Source organism: Pseudomonas sp. SWRI68, from assembly GCF_014269165.1.
Lineage (GTDB): Bacteria > Pseudomonadota > Gammaproteobacteria > Pseudomonadales > Pseudomonadaceae > Aquipseudomonas > Aquipseudomonas capeferrum.
The window spans coordinates 37,730-52,821 of the sequence record NZ_JABWRU010000012.1; the positions used below are offsets into that span (position 1 = coordinate 37,730).

15 protein-coding genes and 1 other RNA gene are annotated in these 15,092 nt (G+C 65.1%); 9 read left to right on the forward strand and 7 right to left on the reverse strand.

Features of this window, described 5'->3' with window-relative positions:
* The 3 genes from rbbA to HU770_RS17770 all read right to left on the reverse strand — a co-directional run bounded on the left by rbbA (position 1) and on the right by HU770_RS17770 (position 4,221).
* On the reverse strand, positions 1 to 2,721 hold the full coding sequence (gene rbbA / locus HU770_RS17760; RefSeq protein WP_186664657.1) for a ribosome-associated ATPase/putative transporter RbbA: 2,721 nt from the start codon (positions 2,719 to 2,721) through the stop codon (positions 1 to 3).
* The gene (locus HU770_RS17765; protein WP_033702180.1) at positions 2,718 to 3,677 is read right to left on the reverse strand and encodes an HlyD family efflux transporter periplasmic adaptor subunit; all 960 of its coding nucleotides are present in this window, start codon (positions 3,675 to 3,677) and stop codon (positions 2,718 to 2,720) included. Before HU770_RS17765 ends, rbbA begins: the two co-directional genes overlap by 4 nt.
* A gap of 94 nt (positions 3,678 to 3,771) precedes the next feature.
* Entirely contained in the window at positions 3,772 to 4,221 is a 450-nt protein-coding gene (locus tag HU770_RS17770; RefSeq protein WP_033702178.1) for an EVE domain-containing protein, read from the reverse strand.
* 178 nt (positions 4,222 to 4,399) lie between these two features.
* On the opposite strand from HU770_RS17770, the gene HU770_RS17775 reads away from it, so the two are divergent.
* A complete protein-coding gene (locus tag HU770_RS17775) occupies positions 4,400 to 4,552 on the forward strand; it encodes a hypothetical protein (RefSeq protein ID WP_167334468.1) in 153 nt (50 codons plus the stop codon).
* Between the two features lie 19 nt (positions 4,553 to 4,571).
* Here HU770_RS17775 and HU770_RS17780 read toward each other — a convergent pair whose 3' ends face one another.
* From HU770_RS17780 to HU770_RS17795, 4 genes are all read right to left on the reverse strand, one after another.
* Positions 4,572 to 5,180, reverse strand: a complete 609-nt coding sequence (locus tag HU770_RS17780) for a 5-formyltetrahydrofolate cyclo-ligase (RefSeq protein WP_033702176.1) — start codon at positions 5,178 to 5,180, stop codon at positions 4,572 to 4,574.
* Positions 5,181 to 5,249: 69 nt separating this feature from the next.
* A non-coding RNA gene (ssrS, locus tag HU770_RS17785) (6S RNA) lies at positions 5,250 to 5,429 on the reverse strand.
* A 17-nt stretch (positions 5,430 to 5,446) separates the two neighbouring features.
* Complete coding sequence (locus HU770_RS17790; RefSeq protein ID WP_033702174.1) at positions 5,447 to 5,767, reverse strand: cell division protein ZapA; 321 nt, start codon at positions 5,765 to 5,767, stop codon at positions 5,447 to 5,449.
* The gene (locus HU770_RS17795; RefSeq protein WP_033693939.1) at positions 5,764 to 5,946 is read right to left on the reverse strand and encodes a TIGR02449 family protein; all 183 of its coding nucleotides are present in this window, start codon (positions 5,944 to 5,946) and stop codon (positions 5,764 to 5,766) included. The genes HU770_RS17790 and HU770_RS17795 overlap by 4 nt, the downstream gene beginning before the upstream one ends.
* A gap of 181 nt (positions 5,947 to 6,127) precedes the next feature.
* Here HU770_RS17795 and HU770_RS17800 point away from each other — a divergent pair, with 181 nt between their 5' ends.
* The 8 genes from HU770_RS17800 to gcvT all read left to right on the forward strand — a co-directional run bounded on the left by HU770_RS17800 (position 6,128) and on the right by gcvT (position 15,045).
* Complete coding sequence (locus tag HU770_RS17800) at positions 6,128 to 6,682, forward strand: YecA family protein (RefSeq protein ID WP_186664660.1); 555 nt, start codon at positions 6,128 to 6,130, stop codon at positions 6,680 to 6,682.
* A 21-nt stretch (positions 6,683 to 6,703) separates the two neighbouring features.
* Positions 6,704 to 8,038: a Xaa-Pro aminopeptidase gene (pepP, locus tag HU770_RS17805; RefSeq protein WP_033702170.1), complete on the forward strand. Its 1,335-nt coding sequence runs from the start codon at positions 6,704 to 6,706 to the stop codon at positions 8,036 to 8,038.
* A complete protein-coding gene (gene ubiH, locus HU770_RS17810) occupies positions 8,035 to 9,234 on the forward strand; it encodes a 2-octaprenyl-6-methoxyphenyl hydroxylase (RefSeq protein WP_033702168.1) in 1,200 nt (399 codons plus the stop codon). The genes pepP and ubiH overlap by 4 nt, the downstream gene beginning before the upstream one ends.
* A complete protein-coding gene (locus tag HU770_RS17815; RefSeq protein ID WP_033702166.1) occupies positions 9,231 to 9,713 on the forward strand; it encodes a DUF4442 domain-containing protein in 483 nt (160 codons plus the stop codon). The genes ubiH and HU770_RS17815 overlap by 4 nt, the downstream gene beginning before the upstream one ends.
* A gap of 9 nt (positions 9,714 to 9,722) precedes the next feature.
* Positions 9,723 to 10,940: a 2-octaprenyl-3-methyl-6-methoxy-1,4-benzoquinol hydroxylase gene (locus tag HU770_RS17820; RefSeq protein ID WP_167334469.1), complete on the forward strand. Its 1,218-nt coding sequence runs from the start codon at positions 9,723 to 9,725 to the stop codon at positions 10,938 to 10,940.
* 114 nt (positions 10,941 to 11,054) lie between these two features.
* Entirely contained in the window at positions 11,055 to 12,056 is a 1,002-nt protein-coding gene (locus HU770_RS17825; RefSeq protein WP_033702162.1) for an extracellular solute-binding protein, read from the forward strand.
* Positions 12,057 to 12,216: 160 nt separating this feature from the next.
* Positions 12,217 to 13,839: an iron ABC transporter permease gene (locus tag HU770_RS17830; protein ID WP_033702160.1), complete on the forward strand. Its 1,623-nt coding sequence runs from the start codon at positions 12,217 to 12,219 to the stop codon at positions 13,837 to 13,839.
* Positions 13,840 to 13,962: 123 nt separating this feature from the next.
* Positions 13,963 to 15,045 (forward strand): glycine cleavage system aminomethyltransferase GcvT, encoded by a 1,083-nt coding sequence (gene gcvT / locus HU770_RS17835; RefSeq protein WP_186657665.1) that lies wholly within the window; start codon positions 13,963 to 13,965, stop codon positions 15,043 to 15,045.
* Positions 15,046 to 15,092 lie beyond the last annotated feature (47 nt).

The window sequence follows — 15,092 nt, forward strand, 5'->3', positions numbered from 1 at the left end:
TCAGGCCTCCTGCTTCTTGAGCATGATCAGGCTCAGGCCGGTGAATACGGCAAAGAAACTCAGCAGGATCAGGCACTGCGGCCACAGCTCGCGCAGGCCCAGCGCTTTGGTGAAGGTGCCGACCGCGATGTCGAGGAAATACCCGGCCGGGAACAGCTGGCCCATCACCGCCGCAGCGCCGTCGAGCGACGAGCGCGGCACGATCAGCCCGGAAAACTGAATGGTCGGCAAGCTGGTGATGATCATGGTGCCCAGAATGGCCGCGATCTGGGTGCGGGTGAACGCCGAAATCAGCAAGCCCAGGCTGGTGGTGGCCAACAGGTAGGCCACGCCGCCACAGGCCAGGGCCAGCACGCTGCCCTTTAGCGGCACGGCGAACAGCCAGCGGTTCATCGCCACCAGCAACGCCAGGTTGACCAGGCTCACGGCCAGGTAGGGCAGCTGTTTGCCCAGCAGGAACTCCAGGCGGGTGAGGGGCGTGGCGTAGAAGTTGGTAATGGAGCCCAGCTCTTTCTCGCGGACAATGCCCAGGGCGGTGAGCATGGCTGGTATGAAGGCCAGGATCAGTGCCATCACCCCGGGGCCGATGGCATTCACGCTGACCACATCCTGGTTGTAGCGAAAGCGTGTTTCCAGGCGCACCGGTTCCTGGCGCTGCACCGGTTGCGGGCTGTAGGCGGCAAGCTGTTCGAGGTTCGCCTGGTGCACGGCTTCCACGTAGTTACGGCTGGTTTCCGCACGAAACGGCATGCCGCCGTCCAGCCAGGCTGCCACGACCGGCTGGCGCCCGGCGTGCAGGTCGCGGCCAAAGCCCGGTGGGATCTCCAGCGCCAGTTTGATTTCGGAGCGCTGCAAGCGCTGGTGCATCTCGCGAGTATCCCGGATCGGCGCCTGTTCGGCGAAATAGCGCGACCCGCGAAAGGCCTCGAGGTAGGCGCGGCTCTGCGGGCTCTGATCCTGGTCGTGAACGGCGAAGGCGAGGTTCTCCACATCCAGCGAGATGCCGTAGCCGAAGATCACCATCATGAACACGGCGCCGAGCAGGGCAAAGGCCAGGCGCACCCTGTCCCGCAGCAACTCCTTGCCCTCCCGGCTGGCCACCGCCAACAGGCGGCGCAGGCTGAAGCCCTGGCGCAACGGCGGTGTGGTCGCTGCTGCCTGCTCCAGTACCGCGTTGCCCGGGGCCTGGGGGCCGGCCTCCTGGGCCTGTTCCAGGCAGCGGACGAAGGCGTCTTCCAGGGTGTTGCCGGCGTAATGGCGCTGCAGGGCGTCGGGCGTGTCGCAGGCCAGCACCCGGCCGGCGTGCATCAGCGAAATGCGGTCGCAGCGCTGGGCTTCGTTCATGAAGTGGGTGGAGAGGAAAATGGTCACGCCCTGCTCGCGGGACAATTCCACCAGCAGCCGCCAGAAGTCGTCCCGGGCGGCAGGGTCGACGCCAGAAGTCGGCTCGTCGAGGATCAGCACTTCAGGGCGATGCAGCACCGCGACCGCCAGCGACAGGCGCTGGCGCAGGCCAAGGGGCAGGGCGCCTGACGGCTGGTCGGCGAAGCTGCCCAGGTCGAAGCGTTCGATCAGTTCGCTGATGCGCTGCGCGCTTTCGGCCTTGGGCAGGTCGAACAGGCGGGCATGCAGCGTCAGGTTCTGGCGGGTGCTGAGTTCGCCATACAGCGAGAAACTCTGCGACATGAACCCCACCCGCTTGCGCGTGGCCAGGTCGCTGGCATCCACCGGGCGGCCGAGCAGGGTGGCGCTGCCCTCGGTGGCGGGCATCAGGCCGGTGAGCACTTTCATGGTGGTGGTCTTGCCGCAGCCGTTGGAACCCAGGAAGCCGAAAATTTCCCCACGGCCAATGGCGAAGCTGACCTTGTTCACTGCGGTGAAATCGCCAAAGCGCAGGGTCAGGTCGTGCGCCTCGATGGCAACCGGGCCGTCATTGGTCGGGCGTGGCGGGATGCTCAAGGGTGCGTGTTGCGTGCTGCCTGCGCCCTGGTAATGGGTAAAGGCGTCGTCCAGCTTGCCGCTGGGCGTGACGGCGGCCAGTACCTGGCTGGGGCCTGCGGCAATCAGCTGGCCGCCATCGAGCATCAGGCAGTGCTCGAACTGCTCGGCCTCTTCCATATAGGCAGTGGCCACCAGCAGCGTCAATTGCGGGCGTTGCGCACGTACCTGCTCGACCAGCTCCCAGAAGCGCCGGCGCGAAAGGGGGTCGACCCCGGTGGTGGGTTCGTCGAGGATCAGCAGGTCAGGTTCGTGGATCAACGCGCAGCACAGGCCCAGCTTCTGCTTCATGCCCCCCGACAGCTTGCCGGCCGGGCGCTCGGCGAAACGTTGCAGGTCAGTGGCTTGTAGCAGGTTGGCCATGCGCTGGTCGCATTCATCACGGCCAAGGCCAAACAGGGTGGCAAAAAAACGAATGTTCTCGCTGATCGACAGTTCGGGATACAGGTTGTTGCCCAGCCCTTGCGGCATGAACGCCACTTTTGGGTACAGCGCCGCGCGATGGCGGCGCTGACGGATCGAGCCGCCGAGCACCTGCAGCTCACCCTGTTGCAGGCGCTTCACGCCTGCGATCAGCCCGAGCAGGGTCGATTTGCCGGCCCCGTCGGGGCCAATCAGTGCACAGCGCGTGCCTGCAGGCAGGCTGAAGCCCAGCGTGTGCAAGGCGACCAGGCCGCCATAGCGGTGGCTGATACCCTCGGCCAGCAGTGCCGGCGCGTTCATTGCAGGTTGGCCGGCCAGTCCACATCAGCCGTGCGCACGTAGCCAGCACCCGGCATGCCCGGCTTGGCTTGAGGCACGGCGCTTGGGTCGATCAGGCGCAGTTTGACGCGAAACACCAGCTTCTGCCGTTCGTCACGGGTTTCGACCTGTTTCGGGGTGAACTGTGCCTTGGCCGCAACAAAGGCCACCTTCGCCGGCAAGGCCTGCTCTGGCAAGGCGTCGAGGACGATGCGTGCCTGATCGCCAACGGTCAGCCGGCCGCTGGTGGAGGCCGGCAGGTAGAGGTTCATGTATTGGTCGCTCGGGTCGATCAGCATCAGTACCCGACCGCCAGCACCCAACACCTCACCCGGTTCGGCCAGGCGCAGCTGGATGATGCCGTCGATGGGCGCGCGCAGGCTGCTGTCGTCGATCTCGCTGGTGAGCTGCGCCACCTGGGCTTGGGCGGCGCCGATGGCGGCCTTGACTGCCGCCAGCTGGGCACGTGCCGCGACAACTGCCGCGTTGGCCGTGTCGAAGCGGGCCTGTTGCTGGTCGAGCAACTGCTGGCTGGCGTACTTGCGCTGGAAGATTTCGCGCACGCGCTTGAGCTCCTGGCCGGCCAGCAGCAGTTCACTTTGGCGCAGTTGCACACTGGCTTGGGCTGCCGCGTAGTTTTCCCGCGCGCGCAGCACTTCGGCCTCGGCCTGGTTGCGTTGGGCCTCCATGGTACGGGTGTCGATACGGGCCAGCAGCTGGCCGCGGACAACCTTGTCGCCTTCGTCGACCCGCACTTCGGCCAAGCGCCCGGGGACCTTGCTGGCAATCTGCACTTCGGTCGCCTCGAGGCGGCCGTTGCCCATGCTCAAGCCTTCCGGCAATTGGTCGTGCAGCGACTTCCAGTAACCCAGCCCTGCAGCGGTCGCCAGTAAGGCGATCAACGCGGTGGCGAAGACCCTGGGGGCATATCGATTCATCAGTCAGCATCCTGCTCAATGCACGCCCCTATCGTGGCGTGTGGCTATCCATGGCGTGTTGATATCGGTCAAACCCCATGACCATAGCGCACCTTCAGCTCAGCGCGACAATCGCCGCCCATTGCTCGGGGGTCACCGGCATCACCGACAGGCGGCTGCCTTTCTGTACCAGCGGCAGTTCGGCAAGGGCAGCCTGTTGCTTGAGCCAGCCCAGCTCCAGCACCTTGGGCAGGGTCTGCACGTGCGCCACATCTACGGCGCTCCACGGGTTTTTCTCGGCCGTGGCCTTGGGGTCGTGATAGGGGCTCTCTGGGTCCAGTGCGGTTGGGTCCGGGTAGGCTGCCCGCGTGATCCGGGCGATGCCGGCAATGCCCGGCTGCGGGCAGCTGGAATGGTAGAAGAAGAACGTGTCGCCCACGCTCATGGCCCGCAGGAAGTTGCGCGCCTGGTAATTGCGCACGCCGTCCCAGCGTGTTTCGCCCAGGCGGCCAAGGCCTTCGATCGAGAGCTCGTCGGGCTCGGATTTCATCAGCCAATAGGCCATGGATGCTGCTCCTGAAAAGGTTTGAAATAACCTGTTGCACGAAACCGACAGCCGGTTGGCGTCAATGTTTGCGTGTAGACGCAGGTTGTCGGAAAATGCGCCCCGTTTAAAGCGAGATGCGCTGGCGATACCCAGAAAATCGCCAAGCCGGAACAGTTTGCCTGGGGGGCAATCTTCGATGAATCAACGCAAAAAGCCGGATCTGCTGTGGATCCTGGTGTTCATTTTTGGCCTGGGTGTGGTCACTACCGGTTATGCGCAGGGGTTCTGGGAGCGCAAGCTGGATACCGCCTATCAGATGCCAGTCGACGCCAGCCAGCCGCCACGTTGATGCCCTTCGCTGGCGCCGCTCAGCTCGGCGCCAGGTACCAGTCGCAGTCCGAGACCGTCCCCTGCAAGGGTACATCCCAGCTGGCCTGCGCCAGCCGCTCGACCTTTTGGCATTCATGCGCCAGCCCCAGCAGCAAGGGCTTTTTCCAGGTCTTGCGGCGCGCCTGGTAGGCCAGGCTGCGGTCATAGAACCCCCCGCCCATGCCCAGGCGCCCACCCACTTCATCGAAGCCCACCAGCGGCAGCAGGATCAGGTCCAGGGACCAGATCGGGCGTTGGCGTTTGCGGTCGGTCAGTGGCTCTGGAATACGGAAGCGGTTGCGCTTGAGTTTTTCACCCTGCTCGAAACGCTGAAACACCATGCGCGTGCGCGGCCAGGCGTGCAGTACCGGCAGGTAGGTGCGCTTGCCGCGTCGCTGGGCTTCGCGCAGTAGTAGGTATGGGTCGATTTCGCCGTCGTTGGGCAAGTACAGGGCGATGTGCCGGGCGCGGCGGAACAGCGGGTCTTGCGCCAACTGGCGGTACAGGCCGAGGGCGGCCTGGCGCTGCTGGGCAGGCGTCAGTGCGCGGCGGGCATTGCGCAGCAGGCGACGGAGCTGGGGGCGGGTAGGCGGCGCGGTGTCGGTCATGGCACGGGCGTTCCCAGTTGTCGCTACTGGTGTGGAGTCTGCCCGCAGCAAATGCAGGCAAGAGAAATAAGGCTCCCCGATAGGACCGCTATCGGTGTAGCCCTTGAACCCGAAAGTTCAAGGTGGAGATTGCAGGGGGCGTTAAGGCTTTCCGTCGAGCGGACATGCACACCGGCCCCAGCGTGCAACCCCCGTGGTTGTGCGTATCGGCTCAGGGACATAACCGACTGGCGCATCCCCCAGGGAGTGGCGCCAGTATACCAATCTCAGCCGATTTTGGTATCCGTGTCGTCGGACAAAGCCTTATCGACCCGATCCAGCAGCTCGCGCACCTGTTCGCGGTTGGTGCCAGCAGCGGGTGCATCGGTACGCTCTTCCTGGCGGTGCAGCATCTCGTGGGTAATGTTCAACGCCGCCATCACCGCGATGCGGTCGGCACCAATCACCTTGCCGCTGCTGCGGATCTCGCGCATCTTGCCGTCCAGGTAGCGCGCCGCGCTGACCAGGTTGTTGCGCTCTTCCGGCGGGCAGATGATCGAGTATTCCTTGTCGAGGATCTGCACGGTGACGCTATTGCTTGAACTCATGAGTCTTGCTCCAGAGCCTTGAGGCGTAAAATCATCGACTCGACCTTGCGCCTTGCGATCTCGTTCTTTTCAATGAGGTGGGCGCGCTCTTCGCGCCAGGACTTTTCCTGAGCTACTAGGAGTGCATTTTGCCGTTTTAGTTGCTCGACACGTTCAATCAGCAACTCGAATCGGCTCATCAGCGCTTGCAGGTCGTTCTCTTGCGTGGGTTGCACTCGAATCGCTCCGTCGTTGAGTCACCTGGCGATGATGCCTCTCCCTGGCCCGCGACGGCCAGTGCCGATGGTCTTGGCGCGCCTGCCGGTGCTAGGATACAAGGTCTCCATTCTAGTCATTGCGCCGTCTGGCGCCTAGTTGCCCATGCCCAATACCCAATCGCCCTACATCGCCTTCGCCATGCTGCTTTCCAGCAATGGCCACCCTGTCACTCCTGCCGAGCTGCACGGCTTGCTGGTCGGGCGCAGTTGCGCCGGTGCCGGCTTCGATGCCGACGCCTGGCTGGCCGACGCCGCCCAACTGCTGGAAAACGAACCCGGTGACACTGTCCGCAATGCCCTGATCGGCCTGCAGGAGATGGTCAAGGGTGAGCTGACCAGCGATGACATGGCCATCGTCCTGCTGCTGCCTACCGATGACGCCGCGCTGGCCGACCGCGCTGAGGCGCTGGGCCAGTGGTGCCAGGGCTTCATCACCGGCTTCGGCCTGAACGCAGGTGGCAAGGAGCTTTCCACCGAGGCCAAGGACGTGCTGCAGGACCTGGTTGCCATCTCGCAGGTGCAAGAAGCCCTCGAAGAGTCCGAAGACGGCGAGAGCGACTACATGGAAGTCATGGAATACCTGCGCGTAGCGCCGCTGCTGCTGTTCTCCGAGCTGGCCAAGCCGGCCGCACCTGCGTCCAAGCCATCGTTGCACTGATCAACCGGGGGTAGTCTGCCCATGAGCCACATTCCCAAGGCCGAGTATGCCCGTCGGCGCAAGGCGCTGATGGCGCAGATGGTCCCCAATAGCATTGCCATCCTGCCCGCCGCCGCAGTTGCCATTCGCAACCGCGACGTCGAGCACGTGTACCGCCAGGACAGCGACTTCCAGTACCTCAGCGGCTTCCCGGAGCCTGAGGCTGTCATCGCGCTTATCCCCGGCCGGGAACATGGCGAGTACGTGCTGTTCTGCCGCGAGCGCAACCCCGAGCGCGAGCAATGGGAAGGGCTGCGCGCCGGCCAGGAAGGTGCGGTGCGTGATTTCGGCGCCGACGATGCCTTCCCGATCACCGACATCGACGAGATCCTGCCGGGCCTTATCGAAGGCCGCGAGCGGGTCTACAGCGCCATGGGCAGCAACCCCGAGTTCGACCGCCGGCTGATGGACTGGATCAACGTGATCCGCTCCAAGGCGCGCCTTGGTGCCCAGCCGCCGAACGAGTTCGTTGCGCTGGATCATCTGCTGCATGACATGCGCCTGTATAAATCGGCGGCGGAAGTGAAAGTGATGCGCGCTGCCGCCGAAATTTCCGCTCGCGCCCACGTGCGTGCCATGCAGGCATGCCGGGCCGGGCTGCACGAGTACAGCCTGGAAGCCGAGCTGGATTACGAATTCCGCAAGGGCGGGGCGAAAATGCCGGCCTACGGCTCGATCGTCGCCGCCGGGCGCAATGGCTGCATCCTGCACTATCAGCAGAACGACGCCCCGCTCAAGGATGGCGACCTGGTGTTGATCGATGCGGGCTGCGAAATCGACTGCTATGCCAGCGACATCACCCGCACGTTCCCGGTCAGCGGGCGTTTCTCGCCCGAGCAGAAGGCCATCTACGAGCTGGTGCTCAAGGCCCAGGCTGCGGCCTTCGCCGAAATCGCCCCCGGCAAGCACTGGAACCACGCCCACGAGGCGACCGTGCAGGTCATCACCGAGGGCCTGGTGGCACTGGGGCTGCTCAAGGGCGATGTGCAGGGGCTGATCGAAAGCGAAGCCTACCGCGCCTTCTACATGCACCGCGCCGGGCACTGGCTGGGCATGGATGTGCACGATGTGGGCGAGTACAAGGTGGGCGGTCAGTGGCGCGTGCTGGAGCCCGGCATGGCGCTGACCGTCGAGCCGGGCATCTACATTGCCGCCGACAACCAGGCGGTGGCGAAGAAGTGGCGCGGCATCGGCATAAGGATCGAGGACGACGTGGTAGTGACCAGGCAAGGCTGTGAAATTCTGACCTCAGGCGTGCCGCGCACGGTCACCGAGATCGAGGCGCTGATGCAGGCTGCGCGCAAGGACGCGGCATGAATCGAGTAAACCTGGCGATCATCGGCGGCGGCCTGGTCGGCGCCAGCCTGGCCTTGGCCCTGCAAGCCGGGGCCAAGGCGCGCGGCTGGAAGATCCTGCTGATCGAGCCGTTCGCGCCTGGCGACAACTTCCAGCCCAGCTACGATGCGCGCTCCTCGGCGCTGTCGTTTGGCACACAACAGATCTACCAGCACTTGGGGCTGTGGCAGGCCATCGGCCAACGCGCCGAACCGATCCGGCAGATTCAGGTATCCGACCGCGGCCGGTTCGGCGCCACGCGCCTGGATGCCGTCGAGGAGGGCGTGCCAGCGCTCGGCTACGTGGTCGAGAACGCCTGGCTTGGCCAGTGCCTGTGGCAGGGGCTCGACAGTGACGTGGTGAGCTGGCGTTGCCCCGCCGAGGTGCGGGCAATGCACGCCATCGAAGGCGGTTACCGCCTGCAGCTGGATGACGACACCAGCCTGGACTGCGACCTGGCGGTGCTGGCCGATGGCGGCCGCTCCGGCCTGCGTGAGCAACTCGGCATTCATGTGCGCCGCACGCCCTATGAGCAAAGCGCCTTGATCGCCAACATCACGCCTGGCGAGGCCCATCGCGGCCAGGCGTTCGAGCGCTTCACCGAGGCAGGCCCGATGGCGCTGCTGCCATTGCCGGAAAACCGCTGTGCGCTGGTCTGGACCCGTCAGGGCATGGACGCGCAGCGGCTGGCCGAAATCGACGAACGCAGCTTCCTGCGCGAGCTGCAGGACGCCTTCGGCTATCGCCTCGGCGCATTGCGCCAGGTGGGGGCAAGGCATCTGTACCCGCTGGCATTGGTCGAAGCCGACGAGCAGGTACGCCCGCACCTGGTGGTGCTGGGCAACGCCGCGCACAGCCTGCACCCCATTGCCGGCCAGGGCTTCAACCTGTCGCTGCGTGACGTTCAGGCACTGGCCGAAGCGCTGCTGGCGGGCCCGCAGCAACCCGGAGACCTGGCTACCTTGCGCGTCTATCACCAGCGTCAGCGCCTGGATCAGGCCCTGACCATCGGCTTTTCCGACCAGGTTACGCGCCTGTTCGGCAGCAACCAGCCGTTGTTGGCCGCAGGGCGCAACATCGGCCTGCTCGGCCTCGACCTGTTGCCCCCGGCGAAAAGCTGGTTTGCCCGCCAGGCCATGGGCCTGGGTACGCGCCCCGACCCGCGAGGCCAGGCATGAGTAATCCGCGCAGGCTGGCGCGCCGGGCCCGTATGTTGCGCTGGTTGTTGAACCTCTACCCACCGTACCTGGGCGCCGGTATCCGTGTGCAGCACATCAGCCCGGACATGCGCAGCGTCAAGGTATGCATGAAGCTCACGCGCTGGAACCGCAATTACGTCGGTACCCAGTTCGGCGGCAGCCTCTACTCGATGGTCGATCCGTTCTACATGTTGCTGCTGATCGAGCAGTTGGGGCGTGAATACATCGTCTGGGACAAGGCGGCGAGCATCGATTTCATCTCGCCGGGCAAAGGCCCGGTGTACGCCGAGTTCCACCTCGATGACGCCCTGCTGGACGAGATCCGCCAGCAGACCGCTACCGGCAAGAAGTGCCTGCCGCGTTTGCAGGTGGATATCCGCGACGCTGCCGGCGAGCTGGTGGCGCGGGTCGACAAAACCCTATACGTGCGGCTCAAGCCGCAAGCGAGGCAGGCGTAAGGCATGGAAATGCGCGCAGATCTGTTGATTGTCGGTGCCGGTATGGTCGGCAGCGCCCTGGCCTTGGCGTTGCGCCACAGTGGCCTGGACATTCTCCTGCTCGACGGCAGCCCGCTGTCGGTCAAACCCTACGATAACGAGGCCGCGTTCGAGCCGCGTGTCAGTGCCCTGTCGGCGGCCAGCCAGCGCATTCTCGAGCGCCTTGGCGCCTGGGACGGTATCGCCCGGCGGCGGGCCACGCCGTACACCGACATGCACGTGTGGGATGGCAGCGGCACGGGCCAGATCCACTTCTCGGCGGCCAGCGTGCACGCTCAGGTACTCGGCCACATCGTCGAGAACCGGGTGGTGCAGGATGGCCTGCTGGAGCGTCTGCATGACAGCGACATCGGCCTGCTGCCCAATGCGCGGCTGGAGCAACTGCGCCGCTCCGGTGACGAGTGGCTGCTGACCCTGGCCGACGGCCGCCAGCTGCGTGCGCCGCTGGTGGTGGCGGCTGATGGCGCCAACTCGGCGGTGCGCCGCCTGACCGGTTGCGAAACCCGTGAGTGGGATTACCTGCATCACGCCATCGTCACCAGCGTGCGTTGCAGCGCGGGGCACCAGTCCACGGCCTGGCAGCGCTTCACCGACGACGGCCCGCTGGCGTTCCTGCCGCTGACGCGCGATGGCCAGCAGGACTGGTGCTCGATTGTCTGGTCGACCACCCCGGAGCATGCCGAGCAGTTGATGGCGCTGGATGAGCCGGCCTTCCTCAAGGCCCTGGAACGAGCCTTCGAGGGGCGCCTGGGTGAAGTCCTGCAGGCAGACCCGCGCGTCTGCGTGCCGCTGCGCCAGCGCCACGCCAAGCGCTATGTGGACGAGGGGCTGGCCTTGATTGGCGATGCCGCGCACACCATTCACCCGTTGGCTGGCCAGGGCGTCAACCTGGGCTTCCTCGATGCCGCTGTGCTGGCCGAGGTGCTGGTCAATGCCTGCGAGCGGGGCGAACGGCTGGCGGATGTGAAGGTGCTGAGCCGCTATGAGCGGCGGCGCATGCCGCACAACCTGGGGCTGATGGCGGCGATGGAGGGTTTCGAGCGGCTGTTCCAGGCCAACCCACTGCCGTTGCGCTGGTTGCGTAACAGTGGCTTGAAGCTGGTGGAGCAGATGCCGGAGGCCAAGGCATTGTTCGTGCGCCAGGCATTGGGGTTGAGCGGGGACCTGCCGGCGTTGGCCAGGCCTTGAGCCTACGGGGCCGCCTTGCGGCCCCTGCAACATCCGGTAACGGCTCCAAGGGTGAGTGACAAAATGGGATTCACTACCATTTGCGCCTCTCATACGATCCGAGGAGTGCTTTCCATGTTGCCACGCAAGCCCCTACTGGCCGCCCTGGCCCTGACCCTGTTCGGCGGCACTGCCCAGGCAGCGGAGGAGGTGGTGGTGTACTCCTCGCGCATCGACGAGCTGATCAAGCCGGTGTTCGATGCCTACACCGCCAAGACCGGGGTCAAGATCAAGTTCATCACCGACAAGGAAGCCCCGTTGATGCAACGCATCAAGGCCGAGGGCGAGAACGGTGTGGCCGACCTGCTGCTGACCGTCGATGCCGGCAACCTCTGGCAGGCCGAGCAGATGGGCATCCTGCAGCCAATCAAGTCCGACATCATCGACCAGAACATCCCGGCGCAGTACCGTGCCTCGTCCCATGACTGGACCGGCCTGAGCCTGCGCGCCCGGACCATCATCTATGCCACCGACCGGGTCAAACCCGAACAGCTGAGCACCTACGAAGCCCTGGCCGACAAGCAGTGGGAGGGCCGCCTGTGCCTGCGCACCGCGAAGAAGGTCTACAACCAGTCGCTGACCGCCACGCTGATCGAGAACCACGGTGAGGCGAAGACCGAAGAGATCGTCAAAGGCTGGGTCAACAACCTGTCCACCGACGTGTTCTCCGATGACAACGCCGTGATCCAGGCCATCGAGGCCGGCCAGTGCGATGTGGGCGTGGTCAACACTTACTACTACGGGCGCCTGCACAAGCAAAACCCCGCGTTGCCGGTGAAGATCTTCTGGCCCAACCAGGGTGACCGTGGCGTACACGTGAACCTGTCGGGCATCGGCCTGACCAAGCATGCTCCGCACCCAGAGGCTGCGAAAAAGCTGGTCGAGTGGATGACCGGCGAAGACGCGCAGAAGCTGTTCGCCGACATCAACCAGGAGTTCCCGGCCAACCCGAAGGTCAAACCGTCGGACGAGGTTGCAGCCTGGGGCAGCTTCAAAGCTGACAGCATTCCGGTCGAGATCGCGGGCAAGCGCCAGGCAGAAGCGATTCGGTTGATGGACCGGGCTGGCTGGAACTAAGCGCCAGGCTTTATCCTTGCGGGGCCTGCAAGGGCCCTTTCGCGGGGCAAGCCCGCTCCCACAGGTACAGCGCAGCCCAAGCGGCGGCACCGTACCTGTAGGAGCGGGTTTACCCGCGAACGACCGCGCAGCGGTCGCCATCGCCTTCGAGACTTGAGCCTTGCCCCACACCCCCCAACGCCGCTGGTACCTCCCGGTCGCCCTGATCGCTGCCCTGGTGCTCCTGCCCCTGAGCGTCCTGCTGCTGTCGTGGCAGTCGATCGACCAGCAGATCTGGTCGCACCTGCTCGACACCCAGATGAGCCGCCTGCTCGGCAACACCCTGACCCTGGTGCTGGGCGTAGGCATCGGCGTCACTGTCCTGGGGGTCAGCCTGGCCTGGCTCACCAGCCTCTGCGAATTCCCCGGCCGGCGCTGGCTGGACTGGGCGCTGATGCTGCCGTTCGCCATCCCCGCCTACGTGCTGGCATTCGTCTTCGTCGGCCTGCTGGACTTTGCCGGCCCCGTGCAAAGCGCCTTGCGTGAAGCCTTCGGGCCGATGCGCCTGCCCCGCGTACGCTCCACGGGTGGGGTGGTCATCGTGTTGGTGCTGGTGTTCTACCCTTATGTCTACCTGCTTGCGCGCACGGCCTTTCTGGCGCAGGGCCGGGGCCTGATGGAGGCGGCCCGGGTACTGGGGCTGTCGCCGCTGCAGGCGTTCTGGCGCGTGGCGTTGCCCATGGCGCGCCCGGCCATCGGTGCCGGTATCGCCCTGGCGTTGATGGAAACCCTGGCCGATTTCGGTGCAGTGGCAGTGTTCAATTTCGATACCTTCACCACGGCCATCTACAAGACCTGGTACGGCTTCTTCAGCCTGTCCAGCGCCGCGCAGTTGGCCAGCCTGCTGCTGTTGGCGGTGATGCTGGTGCTCTACGGCGAGCGCCGTGCGCGCGGCGCCAGCCGTACCGGCAACGAGCGGCCGCGTGGGCAAGCGCTCTATCACCTGCGCGGGGCAAAGGCGCTGCTGGCCAGCGGCTGGTGCCTGCTGGTGTTCGCCTGCGCCTTCGTCATACCGCTGCTGCAATTGCTGGTGTGGTTCTGGCAGCGCGGTCGGCATGACCTGGACGATCGCTATGTCGGCCTGGTGCTGCACACCTTGTACCTGGGCGGCATGGCGGCATTGATCACGGTGAGCGTGGCGCTGTTGCTGGCATTTGCCCGGCGCCAGGCGCCGACGGCTGGCATCCGCGCTGGGGTCGGCCTGGCCAACCTTGGTTATGCCTTGCCAGGTTCAGTGCTGGCGGTGTCGATCATGCTGGCCTTCAGTTACCTCGATAACCAACTGGTGGTGCCGCTCTCCACATGGCTGGGCGGCGCTGGCAAACCCTTGCTGCTGGGTAGCCTCGCGGCCTTGCTGCTGGCCTACCTGGTGCGCTTCATCGCCGTGGCCTACGGGCCGCTGGAAGGCAGCCTGGAGCGTATCCGGCCCTCCTTGCCTGAAGCGTCGCGCAGCCTGGGCGTCGGCGGCGTGGGATTGTTTTTCAGGGTGTATCTGCCGTTGTTGGTGCCCGGTGCACTGAGTGCGGCCCTGCTGGTATTCGTCGATGTGTTAAAGGAAATGCCGGCTACCTTGCTGATGCGTCCGTTCGGCTGGGACACCTTGGCGGTACGGGTGTTCGAGATGACCAGCGAGGGGGAGTGGGCGCGCGCCTCGCTGCCTGCCTTGACCCTGGTACTGGTGGGGCTGCTGCCGGTCATCGGGCTGATCCGCCGTTCGGCTCGGCGCCCCGGTCACAGACACTAAGGGTGCCAGCCTGCGCCCATGCGGCTACAATGCGCGGCATTCGCGCGGCGGGTCCTACAAGAAGAGCTGACGACCCAACGTCATCGACCGCCGCCGCTTCGCCACGCCCGGAAGGAGAAACCCATGGGACAGCGCACGCTTCTGTATGACCTGCACCTGGCGCTCGGCGCCAAGACGGTCGATTTTGGCGGCTGGGACATGCCCCTGCACTATGGCTCGCAAGTCGAGGAGCACCATCAGGTGCGCAGTGACTGCGGGGTCTTCGATGTCTCTCACATGACCGTCATCGACGTCACGGGCAGTGATGCCTTTGCCTGGTTGCAGCGGTTGCTGGCCAACGACGTCGCACGTCTCGCGGGTATTGGCAAGGCGCTGTACAGCCCACTGCTGAACGCGCAGGGCGGGGTTATCGACGACCTTATCGCCTACCGTACCGAAGGCGGCTATCGCCTGGTGACCAACGCCGCCACCCGCGAAAAGGTGCTTGGCTGGCTGCATGCGCAGCGTGCAGGCTTCGAGGTGGATGTTCAGGTTCGCCCGGACCTCGCCATCCTCGCCATCCAAGGCCCCCACGCCCGTGAAAAGGTGGCGGCCTTGCTGAGCCCGTCGCGCGCCGCGCTGATCCGCGAGCTGCGCCCGTTCGAAGGTATCGCCGAAGGCGACTGGTTCATTGCCCGTACCGGTTATACCGGTGAGGACGGCCTGGAGATCATCCTCCCAGGTGACCAGGCCGTGGCCTTCTTCAACGACCTGGTAGGGGCCGGCATCGCCCCCAGTGGCCTGGGCGCCCGCGATACCCTGCGTCTGGAAGCCGGCATGAACCTTTACGGCCAGGACATCGACGAAGCCCACACCCCGCTGACCTCCAACCTGGGCTGGAGCATCGCCTGGGAGCCGGCTGCGCGCGAATTCATCGGCCGCACTGGCCTGTTGGCGGAAATCGAGCAGGGTGTGAAGGAAAAACTGGTTGGCCTGGTGCTGGAAGAACGCGGCGTTCTGCGTGCCCATCAGGTGGTTCGTGTTACCGGTATTGGCGAAGGTGAGATCACCAGTGGTAGTTTCTCTCCTACGCTGAGCAAATCCATTGCCTTGGCGCGTGTACCCATGGCTACCGGCGACCGCGCCGAGGTCGAGATTCGCGGCAAATGGTACCCGGTGCGGGTGGTCAAACCGACCTTCGTGCGCCACGGCAAAATCCTGATTTGAACAATTATTAACCGGCGGGCCGACCGCTGAGCCAATCGAGGAATTCA

Bases quoted from the DNA above. Each gene is read 5' to 3' on its own strand.
- pepP (WP_033702170.1), top strand. From the start codon at position 6,704: ATGAGCCACATTCCCAAGGCCGAGTATGCCCGTCGGCGCAAGGCGCTG.
- HU770_RS17815 (WP_033702166.1), top strand. From the start codon at position 9,231: ATGAGTAATCCGCGCAGGCTGGCGCGCCGGGCCCGTATGTTGCGCTGG.
- HU770_RS17790 (WP_033702174.1), bottom strand. From the start codon at position 5,767: ATGAGTTCAAGCAATAGCGTCACCGTGCAGATCCTCGACAAGGAATAC.
- HU770_RS17825 (WP_033702162.1), top strand. From the start codon at position 11,055: ATGTTGCCACGCAAGCCCCTACTGGCCGCCCTGGCCCTGACCCTGTTC.
- HU770_RS17765 (WP_033702180.1), bottom strand. From the start codon at position 3,677: ATGAATCGATATGCCCCCAGGGTCTTCGCCACCGCGTTGATCGCCTTA.
- rbbA (WP_186664657.1), bottom strand. From the start codon at position 2,721: ATGAACGCGCCGGCACTGCTGGCCGAGGGTATCAGCCACCGCTATGGC.
- ubiH (WP_033702168.1), top strand. From the start codon at position 8,035: ATGAATCGAGTAAACCTGGCGATCATCGGCGGCGGCCTGGTCGGCGCC.
- HU770_RS17820 (WP_167334469.1), top strand. From the start codon at position 9,723: ATGCGCGCAGATCTGTTGATTGTCGGTGCCGGTATGGTCGGCAGCGCC.
- HU770_RS17795 (WP_033693939.1), bottom strand. From the start codon at position 5,946: ATGAGCCGATTCGAGTTGCTGATTGAACGTGTCGAGCAACTAAAACGG.
- HU770_RS17780 (WP_033702176.1), bottom strand. From the start codon at position 5,180: ATGACCGACACCGCGCCGCCTACCCGCCCCCAGCTCCGTCGCCTGCTG.
- HU770_RS17770 (WP_033702178.1), bottom strand. From the start codon at position 4,221: ATGGCCTATTGGCTGATGAAATCCGAGCCCGACGAGCTCTCGATCGAA.
- HU770_RS17800 (WP_186664660.1), top strand. From the start codon at position 6,128: ATGCCCAATACCCAATCGCCCTACATCGCCTTCGCCATGCTGCTTTCC.
- gcvT (WP_186657665.1), top strand. From the start codon at position 13,963: ATGGGACAGCGCACGCTTCTGTATGACCTGCACCTGGCGCTCGGCGCC.
- HU770_RS17775 (WP_167334468.1), top strand. From the start codon at position 4,400: ATGAATCAACGCAAAAAGCCGGATCTGCTGTGGATCCTGGTGTTCATT.